Below are 23196 nucleotides of genomic sequence, written 5' to 3' on the forward strand. Positions count from 1 at the left end.
CCTCACAGCTGCGGCAGCACCGGCGTGGCGACACTGACGCCGGCGTTCTGCGCGCGGTGACGCAGCAGGTGGTCCATCAGCACGATGGCCATCATCGCCTCGGCGATCGGCGTAGCGCGGATACCCACGCAAGGATCGTGACGCCCCTTGGTGATCACCTCAACCGGGTTGCCGTCGACGTCGATCGAGCGGCCCGGGGTGGTGATGCTGGAAGTCGGTTTGAGCGCCAGGTTGGCGACGATCGGCTGGCCAGAGGAAATGCCGCCGAGGATGCCGCCGGCATTGTTGCTGAGGAAACCTTGCGGAGTCAGCTCGTCGCGGTGTTCGGTGCCACGCTGGCTCACCGAGGCGAAACCGGCGCCGATTTCCACGCCCTTGACCGCGTTGATGCTCATCAGCGCATGGGCCAGTTCGGCATCCAGGCGATCGAAGATCGGCTCGCCGAGGCCCGGCGGCACGCCGTCGGCGACCACGGTGATCTTCGCCCCGACCGAATCCTGGTCACGGCGCAGCTGGTCCATGTAGGCCTCGAGCTCCGCCACCTTGTCCGGATCGGGGCTGAAGAAGGCGTTCTGCTCGACGCTGTCCCAGGTCTTGAACGGGATTTCGATCGGGCCGAGCTGGCTCATGTAGCCACGCACCTGGATGCCCAGGGTCGCCAGGTACTTCTTGGCGATCGCGCCGGCGGCGACGCGCATCGCGGTCTCGCGCGCCGAGCTGCGGCCGCCGCCACGGTAGTCGCGGATGCCGTACTTGTGGTGGTAGGTGTAGTCGGCGTGGGCCGGGCGGAACAGTTCCTTTATCGCCGAGTAGTCCTTGGACTTCTGGTCGGTATTGCGGATCAGCAGGCCGATCGGGCAGCCGGTGGTCTTGCCTTCGAACACCCCGGAGAGGATTTCCACCTCGTCGTCTTCCTGACGCTGGGTGGTATGGCGGCTGGTGCCCGGCTTGCGGCGGTCGAGGTCACGCTGCAGGTCGTCCAGCGACAGTTCCAGCCCCGGCGGGCAGCCATCGACGATGGCGACCAGCGCCGGGCCGTGGCTTTCGCCGGCGGTGGTGACAGTGAACAGCTTGCCGTAGGTGTTGCCGGACATCAGGGTGCTCCGCAGAATCAGCCAGAATCTCAGGGGCGACGAGTATACCCGCCACGCCTGGGCAGTTCATCCACGAACCTTCTGCCGTCCAGCCGTTCCAAGGCAGATCGCCCTTCCGAAGCCCCTCCCATGCTGCGAGTGATCCTCTTGAGCCTGTCCTTCTTCGCCAGCCTGGCCAGCGCCAGCCCCTACACCGTGCTGCAGCGACCGGCCGAGCTGGATACCGGCGCGGGCGTGCTGAAAGGCACCCTGCTGCTGCCGAAGACCGAGGAGCAGATGCCCGTGGCGCTGCTGATCGCCGGTTCCGGCCCCACCGACCGCGACGGCAACAACCCGCTCGGCGGCCGCAACGAGAGCCTCAAGCGCCTGGCCCAGGCGCTCGCCGCCCAGGGCATCGCCAGCCTGCGCTACGACAAGCGCGGCGTGGCCGCCAGCCTGGCCGCCACGCCCAATGAGCGCGACCTCAGCGTCGAGCGCTACGTGGACGATGCCGTGGCCTGGAGCCAGCAGCTGCGCGCCGACCCGCGCTTCGGCCCGCTGATCCTGGTCGGCCACAGCGAAGGCGCGCTGATCGCCACCCTGGCCGCCGGACGCAGCGGCGCCACCGCGCTGGTGTCGATCGCAGGTAGCGCGCGGCCCATCGATCAGGTCCTCCGCGAGCAGCTGCAGGCGCGCCTGCCCGCGCCGCTGCTGCCGCGCAGCGAGGCGCTGATCGCCAGCCTCAAGGCCGGACACGTCGACACGCAGGTGCCGGAAGCGCTGCAGGTGGTGTTCCGTCCCAGCGTGCAGCCTTACCTGATTTCGCTGTTCCGCTACGACCCGGCCGCCGCGTTCGCCTCCCTGAGCATTCCGGCGCTGATCATCCAGGGCACGCATGACATCCAGGTCGGCGTGCCGGACGCCGAAGCGCTGCACGCCGCCAAGCCGGATGCCGAGCTGCTGTTGATTGCCGGCATGAATCACGTGCTGCGCATCGTGCCGAACGATGTGCAGCGCCAGCTGGCCTCGTACAATGACCCGAAACTGCCGCTGGCCAGGCAACTGCTCGGCGGCCTGATCGACTTCATCAAGCGCAATAGCACATCGCCAGCCTCTAGTTGACGCCGAAGCGGCCGATACTCCGGTATCACCTGGCATCAACGTCCCAAATCAGCCATGACCGAGACCAGCACCGCCACTCCCGCCGACGCCCCGGAACAACCCGTTCAGCCCCACCCGTGGGCCGAACTGGGGCCGGAGCAGTTTCATCTGCTGCGCCTGGCGCCGCTGCCGACCGACCGCAGCACCGGCGTGCGGCCGCTGCGCTTCGTCCAGCTCGGCCGCCTCGAGCGGCACAGCCCGGCGCAGAGCCTGCTGCGCCTGACCATCGAGCTGCCCGGCCAACGCGTGCGGCGCGAGCAGAATGTGCTCGAGGTGTGGGCCGACCACCGCAGCAAGGAAGTGCGCTTCGGCACCGACAGCGGCCTGCAGGTCGAGCCGCCGAACCGGGGTCTCGGCCGTTTCCTGGCCGCCCAGGGCATCGCCTGGGCCAAGCAGCGCTGGGCGCACTATCAGGTCGAAGGCGGCGCGCTGGGCATCAAGGACGCGCTCAGCGAAGACGCACGGACCCTGCGCGACCACTTCCTGCGCGTGCAGGGCTTCGACGTCGAATACCTCGACCCGCTGCAGCTCAAGGCCAGCTACAAGGCCGACCGGGTCAACGTGCTGCACAGCGATTGGCACAAGGACAAGGTGCAGAGCATCAGCCTGCTCGACGCCGCAGCGATGCTCGAGCAGGCCGACCGCAACCTGGTTGAGCAGGACAGCCGGCTACGCAAGCTGGAAGAGCGCATCAGCGTGTTCAAGCGCGAGGATGGCACCCTGCGCTTCACCATCACCTGCCTGGTGGCATTTGCCGTGTTCCAGGCCGGCCTGCTGATCTGGATGGCGACCCGCTAGCGCTTATCTGCACGTAGAGATAAGCGCCAAACAGCTCCCTGCTTAGCCGCCAACCCGCGAACGGAACAGTTCTTGGTGCTGACGGCATTGCGCCGCGGCGAGCAGGAACACCCCGTGACCGCCGTGCTCGAACTCCAGCCAGGTGAAGTCCACTTCCGGGTACAGCGCCTCGACGTGCACCTGGCTGTTGCCCACTTCGATGATCAGCAGCCCCTGCTCGGTCAGGTGATCGGCCGCTTCGGCCAGCATGCGGCGCACCAGGTCCAGGCCGTCCTCGCCACAGGCCAGGCCCATCTCCGGCTCGTGGTGATACTCGGGCGGCATGTCGGCGAAGTCTTCCGCATCGACATACGGCGGGTTGGAGACAATCAGGTCGAAGCGCTGCCCGGGCAGGCCATCGAAGCCATCGCTCTGCACCGTGTACACGCGCGCCTCCAGATCGTGACGCTCGATGTTCTGCCAGGCCACTTCCAGGGCATCGAATGACAGATCGGCGAGCGCCACCTCGGCCTCGGGGAAGGCATAGGCGCAGGCGATGCCGATGCAGCCGGAGCCGGTGCACAGGTCGAGAATGCGCGTCGGTTCCTGCGGCAGCCAGGGCGCGAACTGTTGCTGGATCAGCTCGGCGATCGGCGAGCGCGGCACCAGCACCCGCTCATCGACGCTGAACGTCAGGCCACAGAAGGTCGCCTCGCCGAGCAGGTAGGCGGTCGGCACGCGCTCCTCGATGCGCAGGCGCAGCAGCGCTTGCAGGTGCTCGCGCTCGTCGTCTTCCAGGCGGCAGTCGAGGTAGCTGTCGGCGATCTCCCACGGCAGATGCAGCGCGCCAAGCACCAGCTGGCGCGCCTCGTCCCACGCGTTGTCGGTGCCGTGACCGAAGAACAGGCCCTCGCTGTGGAAGCGGCTGACCGCCCAACGGATGTGGTCGCGCAGTGTGCGCAGTTGCGAAGAAGGTGCGGTCACGGTGGTATCTCCAAAGGCCAGGCGCGCATTGTAGAGCCGTGGATAACGAATGCCAGCGGCGCCTAAAAACACAGGGGAGGTTCACAGCGCCGACCAGCGGGGTGACAATGGGGGCATCGCGCGTTTTCCAGGAGTTGCATGCATGTCCCGCCCCCTTACCCTCCTCCAGATCACCGGCCGTAGTTATGCCCCCGCGACATTGCAGAACGCCTGCCTGATCATCATCGATGCCCAGGGGGAGTACCGCAGCGGTGTCGTGCCGTTGCCGGGGTTGGATGCCACGCTGGGCGAGATCGCCAGTCTGCTGGCTGCGGCGCGCGCCATCGGCACGCCGATCGTGCACGTCAAACACCTCGGCGTGCCGGACAGCTTCCTCGATCCGCGCGGTCCGCGCGGCCAGTTCCTCCCCGAGGCGGCACCGCATCCTGGCGAACAGATCGTCGAGAAGCGTCTGCCGAATGCCTTCGCCGGCACCGACCTGCATGATCGACTGCAGGCCATCGGCCGCCTCGACCTGATCATCTGCGGCTTCATGACCCATTCGAGCATCAGCACCACAGTGCGCGCCTGCAAGGATTACGGCTATCGTTGCACCCTGGTCGATACCGCGTGCGCCACCCGCGATCTACCCTATGGCGACAGCGTGATCAGCGCCGTCGACCTGCACCGCGTCGAAATGGCAGCCCTGGCGGACAACTTCGCGGTCGTCCTGCCGAACGCCGCCGCACTGATTTAACCCACGCCGCCGCACTTTTCACCGGCTGCGTGGTCCAAACCGCGCAGCGGCCAGAACCTCGCCGCCGGCTCCCGGTCATACCGCCGGTAACTTGTGAGGAAGTCGGCATGAAATTATCCGGTGGATTCGATGCACGTCGCCTGCGACCTCGCGGCCCGCGCATCTGGCGTTGGCGCTTCGGCGCAGCGCTCGCCGCCCTGTTCGCTACGCTGGGCATCCTGCTGGCCATGGCCGGCGCCGCCACCTTGTTCGGCCACCCGCCCACCCTGGGCAACTTCAACGCCTCGACCGGGGCGGCCATCGCCCTGCTGATCACCGGCCTGCTGTTGCTGTGGTTCGGCGTGCTCGCCTGGCGCGCCTGCCGCCGTAAGCTGCGCCGCGGCAATGACCTGAGCCTGTCGCCGCACCTGATGAAGAAGCATGACTGACGCCCGCCTGCCGGGACGTTAAACTAGGGCCCTGCGCGGAGGCCCTCATGCAAGACGACGAATTTTCCCTGTTCAAAACCCAGATGCACGGCGTCAAGCCGATCAAGCACGACCGCGCCGACACCGGCAAACCGAAGGCCGACCGCAGCCGCATCGCCACCTTGCGCGAGGCCGCGACGCAACGCGTCGAATCCACCAAGGTCGATGGCCTCTCCGATCAGTTCGTCATCGACGTCGGCGCCGAGGATGAACTGCACTGGTCGCGCGACGGCGTCCAGGAAGGCCAGATGCGCAAGCTCAAGCTCGGCCAGGTCAGCTTCGAAGGCAGCCTCGACCTGCACGGCATGACCGTGGAGAAGGCGCGCGACACGCTCTGGGAATTCCTCGCCGAAGCCGCCCGCCTGGAAGTGCGCTGCGTCCGCGTCACCCACGGCAAGTCGGCGCGCATGGACGGCAAGCGCCCGCTGATCAAGAGCCACGTCAACACCTGGCTGCGTCAGCATCCGCAGGTGCTGGGCTTCTGCTCCTGCCTGCCCAAGCACGGTGGCACCGGGGCGATCTATCTGCTGCTCAAACGCACCATGCTCGACGGCCGGGACGAGTAATCCGGCGCGAAATGCCTGCCAACACGGCGCCCTTCAGCTTGCCACCAACGCACTCGCGCCCTACCCTGCGCCTTTGCGTCCTCTTTAGATAAGCCAACAGGTAGATCCATGTCTTTGGAACAGAACTACACCGCGATTCTCGGCCAGCTCGGCGAGGACGTGACCCGCGAAGGTCTGCGCGATACGCCCAAGCGCGCCGCCAAAGCGATGCAGTACCTCTGCCGCGGCTACGAACAGTCCCTGGAAGAGGTCACCAACGGTGCCCTGTTCAGCTCCGACAACAGCGAAATGGTGCTGGTGAAGAACATCGAGCTGTATTCGCTGTGCGAGCACCACCTGCTGCCCTTCATCGGCAAGGCGCACGTGGCCTACATCCCCAATGGCCAGGTGCTCGGCCTGTCCAAGGTCGCGCGGATCGTCGACATGTATGCACGGCGCCTGCAGATCCAGGAAAACCTCAGCCGGCAGATCGCCGAGGCCATCCAGAAGGTCACCGGCGCACTCGGCGTGGCGGTGGTCATCGAAGCGCAGCACATGTGCATGATGATGCGCGGCGTGGAGAAGCAGAATTCGTCGATGGTCACTTCGGTGATGCTTGGCGAGTTCCGCGAGAATGCCGCGACACGCAGCGAGTTCCTCAGCCTCATCAACTGATCGCCGCTGCCATGAAAAAACCGGCCCATTGGCCGGTTTTTTCGTTTCAAGGTGCGACCGACAGTGTCAGTCGCGCATGCCGACATGCCGCGGATGGCTGGCGACCCGCGCCATCCAGGCATTGATCGCCGGATAGCCACTGAGGTCGAAACCGCCTTCGTGCGCCACGTGGGTGTAGGCGTACAGGGCGATGTCGGCGATGGTGTAGCGATCCCCGACCAGGTACGGCGTGCTGTTGAGCTGCTGTTCCATGACGCGCAGGGCCTTGTGGCCGCGCTTGTGGCAAACCTCGTACTCGGCCCGGCGCGCTTCCGGCATGCCCTGGTAGAGCTGGATGAAGCGCGCCACCGCGACATAGGGCTCGTGGCTGTATTGCTCGAAGAACTGCCACTGCAGCACTTGCGTGCGCAGGCGCGGCTCGCTCGGCAGCAGCTCGCTGCCCTCGGCGAGGAAATTGAGGATGGCATTGGACTCCCACAGCGTGGTGCCATCCTCCAGTTCCAGCACGGGAATCTTGCCGTTGGGGTTCTTGGCGAGGAACTCCGCCGTCTCGGTTTCGCCCTTGAGCAGGTCGATCGGCATCCACTCATAGTCACGGCCGAGCAGGTGCAGCATCAGCTTGACCTTGTAGCAGTTGCCGGAAATGTAGTCGCCGTAGACCTTGTACACCGCGCTCTCCTTTTATGCCGCCTTGGCGGCCTGGGCTTGCCGGATCACCAGTGCCAGACGACGCAGGCCTTCGCCCAGGCGCTCCGGCGCCACATGGCTGAAGTTCAGGCGCAGGTAGCCGGGGTGCTGTTCCGGGTGGGTGAAGAATGGCTCGCCGGGCATGAACGCGACGTTCTGCTCGAGTGCCGGGTTCAGCAGGGTGCGGGTATCCAGCGGGTCCTTGAGGGTCAGCCAGAAGAACAGCCCGCCCTCCGGCACATTCCAGTCCGCCAGGTCGCTGAAGTGCTCTTCCAGCGCGACCTGCATCGCGTCGCGGCGCACCCGGTAGAAGTCGCGCAGCTCGGCGAGGTGCGCTTTGTACTGCTCGCTGCCCAGCCACTGCAGCGCCTGCCACTGGCCGATGCGGTTGGTGTGCAGGTCGGCCGACTGCTTGAGGCGCAGCAGATGCGGGAACAGGTCCGGGGTGGCGATCAGGAAGCCGACGCGCAGACCCGGCAGCAGGGTCTTCGACACGGTGCCGGTGTAGATCCAGCTGGCTTTCTGCAGGCGACTGACGATCGGCGCGGCGCGGCCTTCGTCGAACACCAGCTCGCGGTAGGGCTCGTCCTCGATCAGCGTGACGCCGAACTCGTCGAGCAGCGCCGCTACCGCCTGGCGCTTGGCCTCGCTGTAGCGCACACCGGACGGATTCTGGAAGGTCGGAATCAGGTAGGCAAAAGCCGGCTTGTGCTGCTCCAGACGCTGGCGCAGGGCAACCAGTTCGGGGCCGTCGGCTTCCTGCGGCACAGTGATGCAGTCGGCGCCGAACAGCTGGAACGCCTGCAGCGCGGCCAGGTAGGTGGGCGCCTCGAGCAGCACTTCGGTGCCCGGATCGATGAACAACTTACTGGCCAGATCGAGGGTCTGCTGGGAACCGCTGACGATCAGCACCTGGCTGGCCTCGCAGGCAATGCCCAGAGCACGCGCCTCGGCGGCGATCGCCTCGCGCAGCGCCGGCTCGCCTTCGCTCATGCCGTACTGACCCATGCTCGCCGGCATCTCGGCCCACTCGACTTTCGGCAACATCGGTTCGGCGGGCAGGCCGCCGGCGAACGACATGACTTCCGGACGCTGCGCCGCGGCAAGGATTTCACGAATCAGGGAGCTTTTCAGGCGGGCAATGCGTTCAGAGAAGGCCATGGGTCACCGGTAGCGGAGGCAGGGAAAAATGGGTCAAACTGGTTGACCGAAACTACGCCGTCCCGGACAGAAACGTCAATATGCTTGACCTGAAAACCCCGACCGCTCAGCAGCTCGCCCTCGAGGCGTTCTTCTTCGGCTACCAGGCGTTCACCGCCAAGCCCGACGAAATGCTCGCGCGCCGCGGCCTGAGCCGCGTGCACCACCGCATCCTGTTCTTCATCGCACGCTACCCAAGCGCGAGCATGACGGAGCTGCTTGGCGTGCTTGGCGTCAGCAAGCAGGCGCTGAATATTCCGCTGCGCCAGCTGATGGAAATGCACCTGGTGGAAAGCGTCACCGCCGAATCCGACAAGCGCAAACGCCTGCTCGGCCTGACCGACGAAGGCGCCAAGCTCGAAGCCGCGCTGCGCCGCGAACAGACCAAGCTGCTGCAGCGGGTGTTCGCCGATACCGGCGAAGCGGCGGCCGCCGGCTGGCTCGAGGTCAACCAGGCGCTGGGCAAGACCCGCCAGCCGAGCGAAGGCTGACGCGCCGCTAGAACAGCTACGCAATTCTTCGCATCTACGCAGAACTGTACCGCCATTTGCGCGAGTCGCTGTACCGCGACGCGTCGCCCCACCGCGCTTAGGCTGGCTTCCTGACTTCGGGAAACCCTGCCATGAGCCTCGAACTGCTGCTTGCCTTCGCCCTCTTCGCCTTCGTCACCTCGGTGACGCCCGGCCCCAACAACATGATGCTGCTCGCCTCCGGGGTGAACTTCGGTGTGCGCCGCAGCGTGCCGCACATGCTCGGCATCAGCATCGGCTTCATGGTCCTGGTGGTCGCCGTGGGCCTCGGCCTCGGCCAGCTGTTCGAGCGCTTCCCGCCCGCCTACACCGCCCTGCGCTACCTCGGCGCGGCCTACTTGCTGTACCTCGCCTGGAAGATCGCCCGCTCCGGCGCACCGGACAGCGGCGAGTCGCGCGGCAAGCCGTTCAGCTTCCTGCAGGCGGCGGCGTTCCAGTGGGTCAATCCGAAGGCCTGGATCATGGCAATCGGCGCCATCACCACCTATACCCCGCAGGAGCAGTTCTTCACCAACGTGGTGCTGATCGCCGCGCTGTTCGCGCTGATCAACTGCCCCAGCGTCGGCCTGTGGACCGTGGCCGGCAGCCTGCTGCGGCGCTGGCTGGACAGGCCGCAGGTGCTGCGCGCCTTCAACCTCGGCATGGCGGTGCTGCTGGTCGCTTCGCTGTACCCGATCCTTTCCGACTTCTGACAAGGACGCTTCATGACCGACGTCACCCACTCGCGCCTGCGTCCGCTGGCGGACAGCTCGCCGTCGGCGATCGTCGCCGGCTTTATCGCCATGCTCACCGGCTACACCAGTTCACTGGTGCTGATGTTCCAGGCCGGCCAGGCCGCCGGGTTGAGCAGCGGGCAGATTTCCTCGTGGATCTGGGCCCTGTCGATCGGCATGGCGATCTGCAGCATCGGCCTGTCGCTGCGCTACCGCGCGCCAGTGATGATCGCCTGGTCGACACCCGGCGCCGCGCTGCTGATCAGCAGCCTGCCGGGCGTGCCCTACGGTGAGGCGATCGGCGCCTACATCCTGGCCTCCGGGCTGATCCTGCTGATCGGCCTGACCGGCACCTTCGACCGCATCATGCGCCGCGTCCCCGCCTCGCTGGCCGCGGCGCTGCTGGCCGGGGTGCTGTTCAAGATCGCCCTGGAAATCTGCAACGCCGCCCAGCAGCAGACCGTGCTGGTGGTCGCCATGCTGCTCGCCTACCTGCTCGGCAAGCGCCTGCTGCCGCGCTATGCGGTGCTCGCCGCGCTGATCGTCGGCTGCGTGCTGGCAGGTGCCTCGGGACTCCTGGATTTCCACGCCTTCGAGCTGAAGCTGGCCACCCCGGAATGGACCACGCCGAGCTTTTCCCTGAGCGCGGCGATCAGCATCGGCATCCCGCTGTTCATTGTCGCCATGGCCTCGCAGAACCTGCCGGGCATGGCAGTGCTGCGCGCCAACGGCTATGACGTGCCGGCCTCGCCGCTGCTCAGCACCACCGGCCTGGCGTCGATCCTGCTCGCGCCGTTTGGCTCCCACGGCATTCACATGGCGGCGATCAGCGCGGCGATTTGCGCCAGCCCGGAAGCCCACGAAGATCCGGCCAAGCGCTACACCGCAGCGGTGTGGTGCGGGGTGTTCTACGGCATCGCCGGGATTTTCGGCGCCACCCTCGCCGCGCTGTTCGCCGCGCTGCCCAAGGCGCTAATCCTGTCGATTGCCGCACTGGCGCTGTTCGCCTCAATCATCGGCGGCCTGACCCAGGCGATGAACGAGCCCAAGGAGCGCGAGGCGGCGCTGATCACCTTCTTGGTCACCGCCTCGGGCATGAGCCTGTTCTCGGTCGGCTCGGCGTTCTGGGGCATCGTCGCCGGCATGTTGACGCTGGCGATCCTCAACTGGCGCAAAGCCTGAGACGAAAAAAAGCGCCTTGCGGCGCCTTTTTTGTATTCAGGCCTCGGCGGCCAGCTCGCGACCGTGCGCGCGATTGACCCACCAGCCGAACCCAGCCGCGGTGAAGAACATGATCAGGCTGTAGATCGCCGCCGGGATCGCCATGGTCGGGTTGTTGAGCAGCATCGGGCTCAGTGCCAGGGCAATCGCCAGGGTGCCGTTGTGAATGCCGATCTCCATGCCGATCGCCACCGCCTGGCGCTGCGACAGGTTGAACAGGCGCGGCACGCAGTAGCCGACCGCCAGGCTCAACAGGTTGAAGCACAGCGCGGCCATGCCGACTACCGGGGCGTATTCGAGGAAGGTCTGCCAGTCCTTGGCCACGGCGAGCAGGATGATCAGCGCGAGGAACAGCGCCGAGACGATCTTCACCGGCTTCTGCATGCGCTCGGCGAAAGCCGGGAAGCGGCTGCGCACCCACATGCCGATCGCCACCGGGCCGAGCACGATGGCGAACACCTGGACGACCTTGGCGAACTGCAGCGGAATCGCCTGATCCGCCGACATGAAGTGCATCAGCGACAGGTTGACGATCAGCGGCATGGTCAGCACGGCGATTACCGAGTTCACCGCGGTCAGGGTGATGTTCAGAGCCACGTCCCCGTGTGCCAGGTGGCTGTAGAGGTTGGCCGTGGTGCCGCCCGGCGAGGCCGCGAGCAGCATCAGGCCGACCGCCAGGGCCGCCTCGAGCTGGAAGCCCTTGGCAATAAAGAAGCAGGCCAGCGGCAGCAGCAACAGCTGGCACGCCAGGCCGATCAGCACAGGCTTGGGAAATTTGGCGACGCGGGCGAAGTCCGCCAGGGTCAGCGACAGCCCCAGGCCAAGCATGATGATGCCCAGGGCCAGGGGAAGGAACAGGGTACTGAGAATGCTGGAAGTCATTATTGTTGTGCTCTCGTGGGACCTGCATGGGATTCTGCGCAAGGCCTACCGGCGGCGGTAGTGGCCGAACGCGCCAGGCGACTGGCGAGGTGTAACAGAATGCAAAAAGGCGCCGAACAGGCGCCTTTCTTGCCGAAGCTCGCGCGACTCAGATCGCCGTCGAGCCGCCGTCCACCGCCAGGGCATGGCCGGTGGTGAAGCTGGCGCCATCGCTGCACAGATAGAGGACCGCCGCGGCGATTTCCTCGACCTTGCCGACCCGACCCACCGGGTGCATGGCGGCGGCGAACTCGGCCTTCTTCGGGTCCGACTCGTAGGCGCGACGGAACATGTCGGTGTCGATCACCGCCGGGCACACGGCGTTCACGCGGATCTGCTTCTTCGCGTACTCGATCGCCGCCGACTTGGTCAGGCCGATCACCGCGTGCTTGGACGCCGCGTAGATGCTCATCTTCGGCGCCGCGCCGAGGCCAGCCACCGACGCGGTGTTGACGATCGCCCCGCCGCCCTGGGCCAGCAACAGCGGGATCTGGTGCTTCATGCACAGCCATACGCCCTTGACGTTGACGCCCATGATCGCGTCGAACTCGTCCTCATTACCGTCGGCCAGCTTGCCCTTCTCGATCTCGATGCCGGCGTTGTTGAAGGCGTAGTCGAGGCGGCCGTAAGCGGCCAGCACTCCATCCATCAGCGCCTTGACCTCGACGTCCTTGGTCACGTCGCAGCGGATGAAGGTCGCCTCACCGCCAGCGGAGCGGATCAGCTGCACCGTGGCCTCGCCGCCCTGCGCGTCGTAGTCGGCAACCACCACTTTCAGCCCTTCGGCGGCGAACGCCTGGGCAGTGGCACGACCAATGCCGGCAGCTGCGCCGGTGACCAGGGCAACCTGGCCGGAGAATTTCATGCTCATGTATTTATCCTCGATAGCACTCGCAAAGCTTCGGTCAGTCTATTCAGCCGGCGGCGGCCAGGGGCAGCACTATCAGAGTCTACAAGGTGGCTCCATCCAGCAGATTGATTAATACCCGCCACTGCCGATCAACGGCGTGGATGATCGGCCATTCTGCGCCCAGACAAAACTTGCCGGATCAGCGCGCGGCGGCTATCACCAACACTCTTTAATACCCGATGAGTGCCTTGCCATGTCTGCCCAACTCAACCGCCAGTTCCTGCTCGCTCAACGCCCGGTCGGCGCCGTCAGCCGCGCCACTTTCGACTACGTGGAAAAGCCGCTGGGCGAGCCGGCCGCCGGCCAGATTCTGGTGAAGAACGAGTACCTGTCCATCGACCCGGCCATGCGCGGCTGGATGAATGACGCCAAGTCGTACATCCCCCCGGTCGGCATCGGTGAAGTGATGCGCGCGCTGGGCGTCGGCCAGGTCGTCGCCTCGCAGCACCCGGGCTTCGCCGTCGGCGACTACGTGAACGGCGCGCTCGGCGTGCAGGACTACTTCCTCGGCGAGCCCAAGGGCTTCTACAAGGTCGATCCGAAGCGCGCGCCGCTGCCGCTGTACCTGTCCGCCCTGGGCATGACCGGCATGACCGCCTACTTCGCCCTGCTCGACGTCGGCGCGCCGAAAGCCGGTGACACCGTGGTGCTGTCCGGCGCCGCCGGCGCGGTCGGCACCATCGCCGGGCAGATCGCCAAGATCAAAGGCTGCCGTGTCATCGGCATCGCCGGCGGCAAGGAGAAGTGCCAGTACCTGATCGACGAACTCGGCTTCGACGGCGCCATCGACTACAAGAATGAAGACGTGGTCGCCGGCCTCAAGCGCGAATGCCCGAAAGGCGTCGACGTGTACTTCGACAACGTCGGCGGCGACATCCTCGATGCCGTGCTCAGCCGCCTGGCACCCAAGGCCCGCGTGGTGATCTGCGGCGCGATCAGCCAGTACAACAACAAGGAAGCCGTGAAAGGCCCGGCCAACTACCTCTCGCTGCTGGTCAACCGCGCGCGCATGGAAGGCTTCGTGGTAATGGACTACGCCAGCCAGTTCGCCGCTGCCGCCCAGGAGATGGGTGGCTGGATGGCGGAAGGCAAGCTGAAGAGCAAGGAGGACATCGTCGAAGGCCTGCAAACCTTCCCGGAAACCCTGCTCAAGCTGTTCAGCGGCGAGAACTTCGGCAAGCTGGTGCTCAAGGTCTGATCGCTCCACACCGCTACAAGAACAGCCCAGGCATTGCCTGGGCTGTTCGTTTACTCCGCCGGCTACAGGCGAAACTGCTGCACCAGCGCCTGCAACTCGCCACCCAAACGCGCCAGCTCGCCGCTCGCCGCCGCCATCTGCGCGTTGCTGACCACACCCTGCTCGGCCACCCTGCGCACCTGCACAACGTTGCGACTGATCTCCTCGGCTACCGCGCTCTGCTCGACTGCTGAGCTGGCGATTTGCTGATTGAACGCCTCGATACTGCCCACCGCGCCGGTGATCAGGATCAGCGCCTGACGCGCCTGCTCACCGTAACCGACCGCTTCCTGACTGAGCTGAGCGCTGCCCGCCATCTGCTGCACGGCCCGTTCGGACAGCTGCTGCAGTTCGGCGATCAGTCCTTCGATCTCGGCAGTCGATTGTTGGGTGCGCTGTGCCAGCGCCCGCACCTCGTCGGCGACCACCGCGAAGCCGCGGCCCTGCTCGCCAGCGCGAGCGGCCTCGATGGCGGCATTCAGCGCCAGCAGGTTGGTCTGCTCGGCGACCGCCTTGATCACGTCGAGCACCCCACCGATCCGCTCGCTGCCCTGATGCAGGCGGCGGATGGTGCTCATCGACTGCTCGACGTCGGCCGCCAGGCGCACGATCTGCGCCGCGCTCTGGCCGACCACTCGATCGCCGTCGTGGGCATTGCGGTTGGCCTGCAACGCTGCCTCGGCGGCCTGGCCAGCGTTGCGCGACACCTCTTCGGCGGAGCTAGCCAGCTGCTGGGTGGCGGCCGCCGCCTGCTCGGTCTCGCGCTGCTGCGCCCGCGCACCCGCATCGCTGAGCCGGCTGCTCTGGCTGAGCTGTTCGGCCGCGCCGTGCAACTGGTCGATGCCCTGCCCCAGGCGCGCCACCATGCCGCGCAGGTTCTCAGTCATCAGCCCCATGGCCTGACCGAGCTGACCCAGTTCGTCGCGCCGGCCGTCGTCGGCCTCACGGTGGCTCAGGTCGCCGGCGGCGATGCGCTGGGCCAGCGCCAGGGTGCGTTGCAGCGGCGGCAGCAGCAACTGGCGAATCACCAGACTGGCTGCGCCGGCGAGTAGCAGGATCACCCCGCCGCTGACAGCGAGCAGGCGCATGATCGCCACACGCTGCATCTCCAGACGCTGCAGGTGCTCGTCGCGCGCCCGGTCGGCCTGGGCCAGCACCGCTGCGGCGAAGCCTTGCATGTCGGTGGCACTCTGCTGGCTGGCGGCGCGACTCGTGCGGTAGTGCTCGAACGCCTGCCGGTAAGCGACCAGCGCCTGGCGGGCGGCCTGCAATACGTCTTCGTGCTCCGCGCCGAGGCCGGCCAGCAGCGCCGCCACTGCACCATCAGCGGTCTGCATGAACTCGCCCCACTCGCGCAGTGGCTGCTCGCCACCGCCCTGCACAAAGGTGTACTCGCGGTTGCGTACGGCGAGGAGCACGCGCAGTAGTGACGCGGCGTTCTCGGCGAAGGTCAGGGTATCGCCGCTCATCGCGGCCTGATCGCCCAGGGCGACGCGCAGCGCATCGAACATGTCGCGCTCGACGAACTCGACCTGCAGACGCGCCTCCTCGGCCTGCGCCTGCATGTCCTGGCGCGCTCGCTCGGCCAGTTCGCGCTGGCTGACAAACTGAGCGAAGCGCGCCAGATAATCCGCGCCGCCGTGCTCGATGTCCTGCAACGCCACACCAGTCGCCGCATCGGCGTGGCGCTGCAGTGTCGCCGCCTTGCCCGCCAGCGCGGCCATCGCCGTGCGCACGCGCTCGGCCGAAGCCTGGTCCGGCGCCAGGGCGAAGTCCTTCTCGGCCTGACGCGCCTCGCCGAGCAGCAGATTGATGTCGGCGAGCAACTGGCTTTGCCGGTTGCCCTCGACCAACCGATCGGCGGCCTGGAGGGCGATAACAATCGCCAGCAGCGACAGCGCCGAGACCAGACCGAAGGCGAGCATTAGCTTGCGACCGACCGCGAGGTCGGCCAGCCAATCCTGCAGGGCCCGCATCTCAGTGCTCCGGCGCAATGAGTTTGGGCGGCGACGGCTGCTTGGCCCGGGCGCGATCACGCAGATACTGGTAAATGGCCTCCAGCTCAGCGTCGCCGAGCTCGTCGAACTGCGGCATGCCCTTGGCCTGCAGCGCACCGTCGCGCACCACCGCGCTCAGCGACTGCGGGTACAGCGCCATCGCCGAGGCGCGCAGATCCGGCGCGCCGCCACCGCTGATCGCGTCATGTCCGTGGCAGGTCTGGCAGGTCGTCGCGTACAAGGCCTCGCCGCGCGCCACGCTGGCGGCGTCGAGTTGCAGGTCGGCACGGTCGAGCGGCACCACCGGGGTATGCGGGGTATCCGGCAGCTCGCCCTTGGCGTCGAGGGCGAAGGTCAGTAGACGCCGGCCACCGTCGCGGAAACTCCAGCCGTGCTGGGCGAACAGTGAACCGCCGACCAGCGGGCCGCCGCCGCCCCAGCCGACCAGCACCGCCACGTACTGACGACCGTCGACGCTATAGCTGATCGGCGGCGCGGAAATCCCGCGCTGCGCCTGGAACTGCCAGCGCGTTTCGCCGGTGGCTGCGTCGAAGGCAACCAGGTGACCGTCGGCCTGGCCCTGGAACACCAGCCCGCCGGCGGTGCTCAGCGTACCGCCCGGCCAGGCGCCGGCGGTCGGTCGCCGCCAGCGCTCGCGCTGCGCCAGCGGATCCCAGGCGACCAGTGCCGAGCTGCCGGCGTCCTTGGGAATGTCGCCAGCATCGACGTTGACGCCGAAGGCGTAGGTGTTGCGCTTGTGCTGCCAGGTCAGCGGGTCGATGCCCTTGTCGTTGTAGTAACCGGGGATGTCCAGAGTCGGGATGTAGACCAGCCCGGTGTCCGGATTGAACGACATCGGGTGCCAGCTGTGGCGGCCCGGCGGACCAGGCCAGATCAGCGCCTCACCACTCTCGTAGCGCGCCCCCGGCACTTCTACCGGACGGCCAGTGGCGAGGTCGATGCGCTCGGCCCAGGTGACCTTGCCGAGCTTTTCGGCGGAGATCAGCTTGCCGGTGGCGCGGTCGAGTACATAGAAGAAGCCGTTCTTCGGCGCGTGCATCAGCACCTGACGCGGCTGGCCGTCGATGGTCAGCTCGGCGAGCACCATGTCCATCGCCGAGTTGTAGTCCCACTGCTCACCCGGCGTGGTCTGGTAGTGCCAGGCGTAGGCGCCGGTATCGGCATCCAACGCGACGATCGACGACAGGAACAGGTTGTCACCGCCGCCCGGGCTGCGGATCTTGCGGTTCCACGGCGCGCCGTTGCCGGTGCCGATGTACACCCGATTGAACTGTGGGTCGTAGGTCAGCGAGTTCCACGCCGTGCCACCACCGCCGTGCTTCCACCACTCGCCGGTCCAGGTCTTGGCGGCCATCGCCATGGCCTGGTTCTCGAAGCCGTCAGCCGGATTTCCGGGCACCGTGTGGAAGCGCCAGGCCTGTTTGCCGGTCTCGGCATCGTAGGCGGTGACATAGCCGCGCAGCGGGCCGTTGTCGGCGCCGCCGAAACCGATCAGCACCTTGCCGTTGAAGGCCAGTGGTGCGCCGGTGATCTGCGCATGGGTCTCCGGGTCGGTGGTCTGGGTCGACCACACCTGCTTGCCGCTGGCCATGTCGATGCCGATCAACCGGCCGTCGCCGGTGCCGACGAAGACCTTGTCGCCCCACATCGCCAAACCACGGTTCATGCCCCAGTACATGCGCTGACGCGCCGGGTTGTGCGCGCGGAATGCCGCGGTGACCTGCGGATCGAAGCGCCACAGGGTCTTGCCGCTGCGCGCGTCGACGGCGTAAACCACGCTGAAGCTGGCACTGAAGTAGATCACTCCGTCTTTGACCAGCGGCGTGGAGACCAGAGAGGTGGCCTCGGGAACGTCCATCGCCCAGGCCAAACCGAGGCGTCCCACTGACTCACGATCGATCTGCTCCAACGGGCTGAAACGCTGTTCGGAATAGGTACGGCCGTAGGACAGCCAGTTGACGCCGGGTTGGCCGGCGGCAATCTGCGCACCGTCGATCGCGGCCTGGACCGACGGTGCAAGGCATAGCGCGAGGCCGGCGCACAGCCCGGCCAGACGCGAAAGCATGGAGATTGGCATTGTTGTTCTCATCATGGGGAGATCAGGCGGAGCGCCGCGCAGCAGCGGCAGCACCGGCGATACGGCCAAGCACCGAACCAGAGGTCAGCCCGGCGCCTCCGGCGTATTTCACGTAGTAGAGGTTGCCAACCAGCTCACCGGCGGCGTACAGCCCGGGTAGCGGCTGGTCGGCTTCGTCGAGCACCTCGGCGCCGCTGTTCACCTTCAGGCCGCCAAAGGTGAAGGTGATTCCGCAGGTCACCGCGTAGGCGACGAAGGGCGGCTGCTCCAACGGGTTGGCCCAGTTCGACTTGGGAATCGCCAGGCCGGTGGTCGAACGGCCGTCGCGCACCGCCGGGTTGAACGGCACCTCGCGACGCACCGCGGCGTTGTACTCGCGCAAGGTTTCGAGCAGCGCGTTGGCGTTGATGCCTTCCAGCTTGCCGGCCAGCTCCTCCAAGCTGTCGGCTTGGATGCGAGTGGCCTGGCGTACGCGGTACTCGTCCGGCAGCAGGTCATGGCTGTGCTGGTCGAACAGTTGCCAGGCCACCCCGCTTGGCTGCTGCAGCACCTTGGCGCCCATCCCCGAGTAGGTGTAATTGCGAAAATCCAGGCCCTCGTCGACGAAACGCTTGCCGTCGGCGTTGACCACCAGGCCGAGGTGGAAATAGTTCTTCTGCTGGTTGAGGCGGTCGAGGTCGCCGAGTTCCGGCGCGTTGACGTCGTAGAACACCGCGTGACAGCCGGACCAGTTGCCGTAGGGCACCGCGCCGACGTCGAGGGCCATCTGGATGCCGTCGCCGGTGTTGTAGCGGGTGCCACGCACCTTGGCGAGATCCCAGCCGGGGCCAAGGTACTGGGCGCGCCAGGCGAGGTTGGCGTGGAAGCCGCCGGTGGCGAGCACCACGCCAGCGGCACGAAACTCGCGGCCATCGGCGCAGCGGATGCGCCAGCCATCGCCATCGCGGGTCAGCGCCTGGGCGCGGCAGTCGTAGTGCAACTCGACACCGTCGCGCTCGGCGCGACCGAGCAGCGCTTCGACCAGACCCAGGCCGCCACCGGACACCTCGATGGTCAGCCCGCCCCAGAAGCGGTACTTGCCCTCGACCTTGAATGCCTGCCGGCCGTAGATCGGCATGAAGCGCACACCCTTGCCGGTCATCCAGCGCAGGGTCGGCAAGCTTTCGCCAACCACGGTGTCGAGCACCTCGGGATCGGCACGGTACTGGCTCAACGCGGCCAGTTCGCCGTAGAAGTCGTCCGAGCTGTAACGGCCGAAATCGCTGTTCTCCACCTCGCTGTCGAGCAGGTCGGGCATCAGCTGGCGCAAGTCGTCCACGCCGTCGTAGGCGACGCGGAAGGCGCCGCCGGTGTGTGCCGAGTTGCCTCCGCGAAAGCGTTGCGGGGCGCGTTCGAGCAGCGCCACGCGGGCGCCCTGCTCACGCGCCGATAGCGCCGCGCAGAGTCCGGCATTGCCGCTGCCCAGCACGATCACGTCGTAGTCTTGCATGTGCTTCTCCTGATGTTCAAAGAGCCGGCTCAGCGCTCGGCGAAGGCGTCGGGGACCCGCAGCAGGCGGTCGCCGGTGAACGCGCCGACGTACAGGTCAGGGCCGACCTGCAGCGCCACCGAGGCACCGAACAACACGCCCGGCGCGGCGGTGTAGAGCGGTGCCAGCGTGCCGTCCTGCGGATCGAGGGCGACCACGCGCACCGCGCTTGGGCAGAACTCGCGCTTGCCGACGAAACAGTCGCGAAAGGTCGCCGCGTCGGGCAGGCCGGCGGCCAGCAGGCGGCCATCGGCGCTCCAGCTGAGGTTGTCGGGCATGAAGTCCAGCGCCACCTTGCGCGTCACCTGGTGGCTGGCGAGGTCGTATTGCCACAGCGCCTTGCCGGTCCAGGCGGCGAACCACACCGAGCGGCCGTCGGCGCTGCGCTGGATGCCGTTGGGGAACGGCGCCTTGCTGTGCGCCAGGCGAACCAACGTGGCGCCCGGCCACCAGGCCATCAGGTAACCGGTATCGCGGCCATCGAGCATGTGCTCGAGGTGCGGATCGGCCTGCATGTCGCGCAACTCGAACATCGCGGTGGCGACGAAGCCGCCATCCACGCTGCCAACCACGTCGTTGAACAGGCTGCCCTGGCTGTTCGCCACACAGCCGCGCCACACCGCCTTCCAGCCGCCGGATACGGCGACCGGCTCGAGAAACTCGATGGCCTCGCGGCCTTGGTGGTTGACCACCAGCAGCTGCTCGCGGCCATCGGCGCGGCGCGACAGGTGCAGGCCGTGGGCGCCGATCGCCTGCGGCGGGGCGGCACAGTAGCGATCGCCCCAGCCCGGCTCGGCGTCGATTTCCACCGGCAGGTCGCGCACCGCACCACTGGCCAGCTCTAGCTGGCGCAGGCGGCTGTGGTGGGCGTCAGACAAGCCCGGCGTGGTGCTGAGAAAGAGGAACCGGCCATCACTGGCCGCCTCGATGTCCTCGGCCGGGGCGATGCCGCACAGCGGCGTGGTGCCGGGCGGCGCCACGCAGGGCGGCACAATCTCGGCCAGCGCAGCGCTGGCGGCACACAGCAGGCCGGCGAGCAGCGGCAGTTGAAGTCGGAGCATGGCGAGTTCCTCGTCTGGTTATTGTTCGTGGCAGCACTGGCGCAAGCGGCAGATGCTGGTGCGGCGCACCAGGCTGCTGAGGTCGGTGAGCTGCTCGAGCTGCCCGACCTCGGCGATCAATTCATCCAACGCGGCGGCATCGAGCGGCATCTCGGCGCGCATGCCGTGCAGCAGCGTCACCTCCTTCGCCCAGGAAAAACGCAGCTGGTCGGCCTGCGGGTAGAAGCTGGCGGCCAGTTCACGGCCGTCGGCGAGGCGCACGCGGATACGCGACTGCAGCATCGCCAGGTCGGGCGCCTCATGGACCCGCGCACAAGCCACCAAGCGCAGCACCGCGGGATCGTCGAAGGCGTGCAGCGCAGGCATGTCCACCGCCCGACCGAGCAAGCCGAGGGCGACGCTGAACGGCGTGCTCATCAGCGTCTGCACGCGGTTGCGAAACGGCCCGCAGTAAGCGATGCCAGGGTGGCGCGCCTCAAACGGATGCATGTCGATGTCGATGGCGACGATGTCCGCCGTCGCGCCGAGCTGCGCGGCGAGCTGGCGGGCGTTCAGCAGCGGTGTCTGGTTGCCCGCGCACACCGGCAGGGCCTTGAAGTTGACGTTGAGAATTTCGAAGCACGTGCCGAGCCCGGCCAGCATCCGCTCGCCGCCCTCGGTACTGCCGGCGAAGGCGCGCAGGAAGCCGGCCTGGCCGTCCAACGCACTGACCGCCGCGCCCAGGCCGCGGGCAGCGAGGCTGGCGGCGAGGATGCCGTTGCGTGCGGCCTGGCCGTTGTGCAGGACGAACTCCTCGCTACCGGCGGCGAAGGGTTCGATGGTCCCGCCGGCCAGGGTCGCGGCGATTCCCAGGGCATGCGCGGTGCGCTCGCGGTCCAGGCCGAGTAGCCGCGCGCTCACCGCGGCGGCACCGAGCACACCGTACAGCGCGGTGGCGCGGAACCCGCGCGGAGTGGTCAGCGCGGTGAACTCGCGACTCAGCGCGCCGGCCACTTCGTAACCAGCAACCAGCGCGGTCATGAACGCCTCGCCGCTGCTGCGCCGCGCTTCGGCGAGTGCCAGTCCGGCGGCGATTAGCACGGTGCCGAGGTGCGCGGTGTGATGGGTATCGTCCTGCACACGGCCATGGAACAGCACGGCGTTGGCGAACGCGGCGTTCATTGCCGAACTACGCCAGCCGCCGTGCAGCACGGTGGCCTGCGCGGCGCCGCCATCGGCGAGGATCAACTCGGCGGCGATACTCGCGCCAGGCAGCTCGTGACCGGCCAGGGCCATGCCCAGCTGGTGCAGCACACACAGCCGCGCCTTGTCGCGCACCGCCGCCGGCAGGTCGGCGAAACGCAGCTCATGGACGAAAGCGGCCAGCGCCTGGCTGAGCGTCTCCCCGCTCATGCCGGTGCCCCGTCGGCGACCCGCCAGGTGCCGAGCAACAACCGGTTGGCCAGCCAGGCGGCAGTGCCCAGCGCGCTGATCGCCAACGCCAGCGGCAAGCCACTGCCATCGTGCGCCAGGCCGATGAACACACCGCCAAGCATGCCCATGCCGAAGGTCGTGGCACCGAGCATTGCCGCAGCCACGCCGGCATTATCGCCCTGGCTGACCATGGCCATTGCGCTGGCGTTGGGGTTGATCACCCCAATGCTGGCGACCAGCACGAAGAAGCCCAGCATCAGCAGCGGTAGCGAGCGCAGGCCAGCCAGTTCGGCACTCAGCAGCAGCGCGCCGGCGCCCAGCGGCAACCACAGCGCGCGGGCCAGCAGCAGGCTGGCGCTGTAGCGGCGCAACAGGCGGCGGTTGAACTGGCTGGCGAGCAGCAGCCCGATGCCGTTGAGACCGAAGAACAGCCCGTAGTGGGACGGCTCGATGCCCTGCAACTCAAGCAGCACGAACGGCGAACCGGCGATGTAGGCAAACATCGCCCCGGCGGCGAATGCCTGGCTAAGCAGATAGCCGAGGAACTGCCGGTCGCCGCACAGCCGCGCATAGCGGCGCAGCACCAGCCCAAGATGCAGCGGCTGGACGCGCTCCGCCGTCAGAGTCTCGTCGAGCAGCAGATGCACGGCGAGCAGGCAGCTCAGGCCGAACGCGGCGAGCACCAGGAAGATCGCCTGCCAACCCCACACCGCCAGCAGCAGGCCGCCGCCGAGTGGCGCGAGGATCGGCGCCAGGCCCATCACCAGCATGATCCGCGACAGCACCCGTGCGGTGTCCTGCGGAGTGCAGCGGTCGCGGACGATGGCCGTGGTCAGCACGGTGCCGGTACAGCCACCGATGCCCTGCAGGAAACGCCAGCCAACCAGCGACTCGAGGCTAGCCGCCTGGACGATGGCCAGCGAGGCCAGGCTGTAGAGCGCCAGGCCGAAGTACAGCGGCGGTTTGCGCCCGTAGCGGTCACTGAGCGGCCCGTAGCAGAGCATGCCGAGCAGCACCCCGACGAAGTAGCTGGAGAAACTCAGCTCGACACCGCCCGGCGCCAACTGCAGGGCGCGGGTGATGGCCGGAAACGCCGGCAGGTACATGTCGGTGGACATCGGCGCAATGGCGGTCAGAGCGCCAAGCAACACCAACCAACTGGCGCGCAGGGACAAACGCATAGGCATACCTCGGCGCGGACGACTCGCATCCGCGCACAAACGAATAGGGAGCAGGACGCCACGGCCCTCGTGGGGCCGCGC

The 23196-nt window shown here is 67.2% G+C and carries 22 protein-coding genes; 10 read left to right on the plus strand and 12 right to left on the minus strand.

All coding sequences use genetic code 11. The features are described 5' to 3' along the window. Window positions 1–2: 2 nt before the first annotated feature. The gene (gene aroC, locus JQX08_RS01065) at window positions 3–1094 is read right to left on the minus strand and encodes a chorismate synthase (RefSeq protein WP_204914093.1); all 1092 of its coding nucleotides are present in this window, start codon (window positions 1092–1094) and stop codon (window positions 3–5) included. Window positions 1095–1223: 129 nt separating this feature from the next. Here aroC and JQX08_RS01070 point away from each other — a divergent pair, with 129 nt between their 5' ends. After that, the gene (locus JQX08_RS01070; protein ID WP_204914094.1) at window positions 1224–2195 is read left to right on the plus strand and encodes an alpha/beta hydrolase; all 972 of its coding nucleotides are present in this window, start codon (window positions 1224–1226) and stop codon (window positions 2193–2195) included. 54 nt (window positions 2196–2249) lie between these two features. Then, window positions 2250–3032: a hypothetical protein gene (locus JQX08_RS01075; protein WP_204914095.1), complete on the plus strand. Its 783-nt coding sequence runs from the start codon at window positions 2250–2252 to the stop codon at window positions 3030–3032. A 42-nt stretch (window positions 3033–3074) separates the two neighbouring features. On the opposite strand, the gene prmB is transcribed toward JQX08_RS01075, so the two are convergent. Further along, window positions 3075–3995 carry a 50S ribosomal protein L3 N(5)-glutamine methyltransferase gene (gene prmB / locus JQX08_RS01080; protein WP_204914096.1) on the minus strand — a complete coding sequence of 307 codons (921 nt, stop codon included), beginning with the start codon at window positions 3993–3995 and terminating at the stop codon, window positions 3075–3077. Window positions 3996–4137: 142 nt separating this feature from the next. On the opposite strand from prmB, the gene JQX08_RS01085 reads away from it, so the two are divergent. The 4 genes from JQX08_RS01085 (at window position 4138) to folE (ending at window position 6418) form a co-directional block, all read left to right on the plus strand. Next, window positions 4138–4731 (plus strand): cysteine hydrolase family protein, encoded by a 594-nt coding sequence (locus tag JQX08_RS01085; protein WP_204914097.1) that lies wholly within the window; start codon window positions 4138–4140, stop codon window positions 4729–4731. A 107-nt stretch (window positions 4732–4838) separates the two neighbouring features. After that, window positions 4839–5159, plus strand: coding sequence for a hypothetical protein (locus JQX08_RS01090; RefSeq protein WP_204914098.1), 321 nt, complete (start codon window positions 4839–4841; stop codon window positions 5157–5159). A 47-nt stretch (window positions 5160–5206) separates the two neighbouring features. Further along, the gene (locus tag JQX08_RS01095) at window positions 5207–5764 is read left to right on the plus strand and encodes a Smr/MutS family protein (protein ID WP_204914099.1); all 558 of its coding nucleotides are present in this window, start codon (window positions 5207–5209) and stop codon (window positions 5762–5764) included. A 108-nt stretch (window positions 5765–5872) separates the two neighbouring features. After that, a complete protein-coding gene (gene folE / locus JQX08_RS01100) occupies window positions 5873–6418 on the plus strand; it encodes a GTP cyclohydrolase I FolE (RefSeq protein ID WP_204914101.1) in 546 nt (181 codons plus the stop codon). Window positions 6419–6484: 66 nt separating this feature from the next. Here the strand turns inward: folE and JQX08_RS01105 are convergent, their stop codons facing one another. Beyond that, window positions 6485–7087 (minus strand): glutathione S-transferase N-terminal domain-containing protein, encoded by a 603-nt coding sequence (locus tag JQX08_RS01105; protein ID WP_204914103.1) that lies wholly within the window; start codon window positions 7085–7087, stop codon window positions 6485–6487. A 12-nt stretch (window positions 7088–7099) separates the two neighbouring features. Beyond that, entirely contained in the window at window positions 7100–8266 is a 1167-nt protein-coding gene (locus JQX08_RS01110; protein ID WP_204914105.1) for an aminotransferase-like domain-containing protein, read from the minus strand. A gap of 80 nt (window positions 8267–8346) precedes the next feature. Between JQX08_RS01110 and JQX08_RS01115 the strand changes: the two genes are divergently transcribed. From JQX08_RS01115 to JQX08_RS01125, 3 genes are all read left to right on the plus strand, one after another. Next, a complete protein-coding gene (locus tag JQX08_RS01115) occupies window positions 8347–8796 on the plus strand; it encodes a MarR family winged helix-turn-helix transcriptional regulator (protein WP_204914107.1) in 450 nt (149 codons plus the stop codon). A gap of 131 nt (window positions 8797–8927) precedes the next feature. Next, on the plus strand, window positions 8928–9527 hold the full coding sequence (locus JQX08_RS01120; RefSeq protein WP_204914108.1) for a LysE family translocator: 600 nt from the start codon (window positions 8928–8930) through the stop codon (window positions 9525–9527). A 12-nt stretch (window positions 9528–9539) separates the two neighbouring features. After that, on the plus strand, window positions 9540–10730 hold the full coding sequence (locus JQX08_RS01125; protein WP_204914110.1) for a benzoate/H(+) symporter BenE family transporter: 1191 nt from the start codon (window positions 9540–9542) through the stop codon (window positions 10728–10730). Window positions 10731–10766: 36 nt separating this feature from the next. Here JQX08_RS01125 and JQX08_RS01130 read toward each other — a convergent pair whose 3' ends face one another. Together JQX08_RS01130 and JQX08_RS01135 are read right to left on the minus strand one after the other, a co-directional pair. After that, window positions 10767–11651: a bile acid:sodium symporter family protein gene (locus JQX08_RS01130; RefSeq protein ID WP_204914112.1), complete on the minus strand. Its 885-nt coding sequence runs from the start codon at window positions 11649–11651 to the stop codon at window positions 10767–10769. Window positions 11652–11799: 148 nt separating this feature from the next. Beyond that, on the minus strand, window positions 11800–12561 hold the full coding sequence (locus JQX08_RS01135) for an SDR family oxidoreductase (RefSeq protein ID WP_204914115.1): 762 nt from the start codon (window positions 12559–12561) through the stop codon (window positions 11800–11802). Window positions 12562–12793: 232 nt separating this feature from the next. Here JQX08_RS01135 and JQX08_RS01140 point away from each other — a divergent pair, with 232 nt between their 5' ends. After that, entirely contained in the window at window positions 12794–13798 is a 1005-nt protein-coding gene (locus tag JQX08_RS01140; protein ID WP_204914116.1) for an NADP-dependent oxidoreductase, read from the plus strand. A gap of 62 nt (window positions 13799–13860) precedes the next feature. On the opposite strand, the gene JQX08_RS01145 is transcribed toward JQX08_RS01140, so the two are convergent. The 6 genes from JQX08_RS01145 to JQX08_RS01170 are packed head-to-tail and all read right to left on the minus strand — an operon-like array spanning window position 13861 to window position 23115. After that, window positions 13861–15813, minus strand: a complete 1953-nt coding sequence (locus JQX08_RS01145) for a methyl-accepting chemotaxis protein (RefSeq protein ID WP_204914117.1) — start codon at window positions 15811–15813, stop codon at window positions 13861–13863. Window position 15814: 1 nt separating this feature from the next. Next, entirely contained in the window at window positions 15815–17932 is a 2118-nt protein-coding gene (locus JQX08_RS01150; protein WP_239481945.1) for a PQQ-dependent dehydrogenase, methanol/ethanol family, read from the minus strand. 22 nt (window positions 17933–17954) lie between these two features. After that, complete coding sequence (gene tcuA, locus JQX08_RS01155; RefSeq protein ID WP_204914118.1) at window positions 17955–19421, minus strand: FAD-dependent tricarballylate dehydrogenase TcuA; 1467 nt, start codon at window positions 19419–19421, stop codon at window positions 17955–17957. Between the two features lie 29 nt (window positions 19422–19450). Beyond that, complete coding sequence (locus JQX08_RS01160) at window positions 19451–20521, minus strand: SMP-30/gluconolactonase/LRE family protein (protein WP_204914119.1); 1071 nt, start codon at window positions 20519–20521, stop codon at window positions 19451–19453. 18 nt (window positions 20522–20539) lie between these two features. Further along, window positions 20540–21913, minus strand: a complete 1374-nt coding sequence (locus tag JQX08_RS01165; RefSeq protein ID WP_204914120.1) for an MmgE/PrpD family protein — start codon at window positions 21911–21913, stop codon at window positions 20540–20542. Beyond that, window positions 21910–23115 carry a multidrug effflux MFS transporter gene (locus JQX08_RS01170; RefSeq protein ID WP_204914121.1) on the minus strand — a complete coding sequence of 402 codons (1206 nt, stop codon included), beginning with the start codon at window positions 23113–23115 and terminating at the stop codon, window positions 21910–21912. Before JQX08_RS01170 ends, JQX08_RS01165 begins: the two co-directional genes overlap by 4 nt. Window positions 23116–23196: the final 81 nt, after the last annotated feature.

The sequence above is a fragment of the Zestomonas insulae genome (assembly GCF_016901015.1).
GTDB lineage: Bacteria > Pseudomonadota > Gammaproteobacteria > Pseudomonadales > Pseudomonadaceae > Aquipseudomonas > Aquipseudomonas insulae.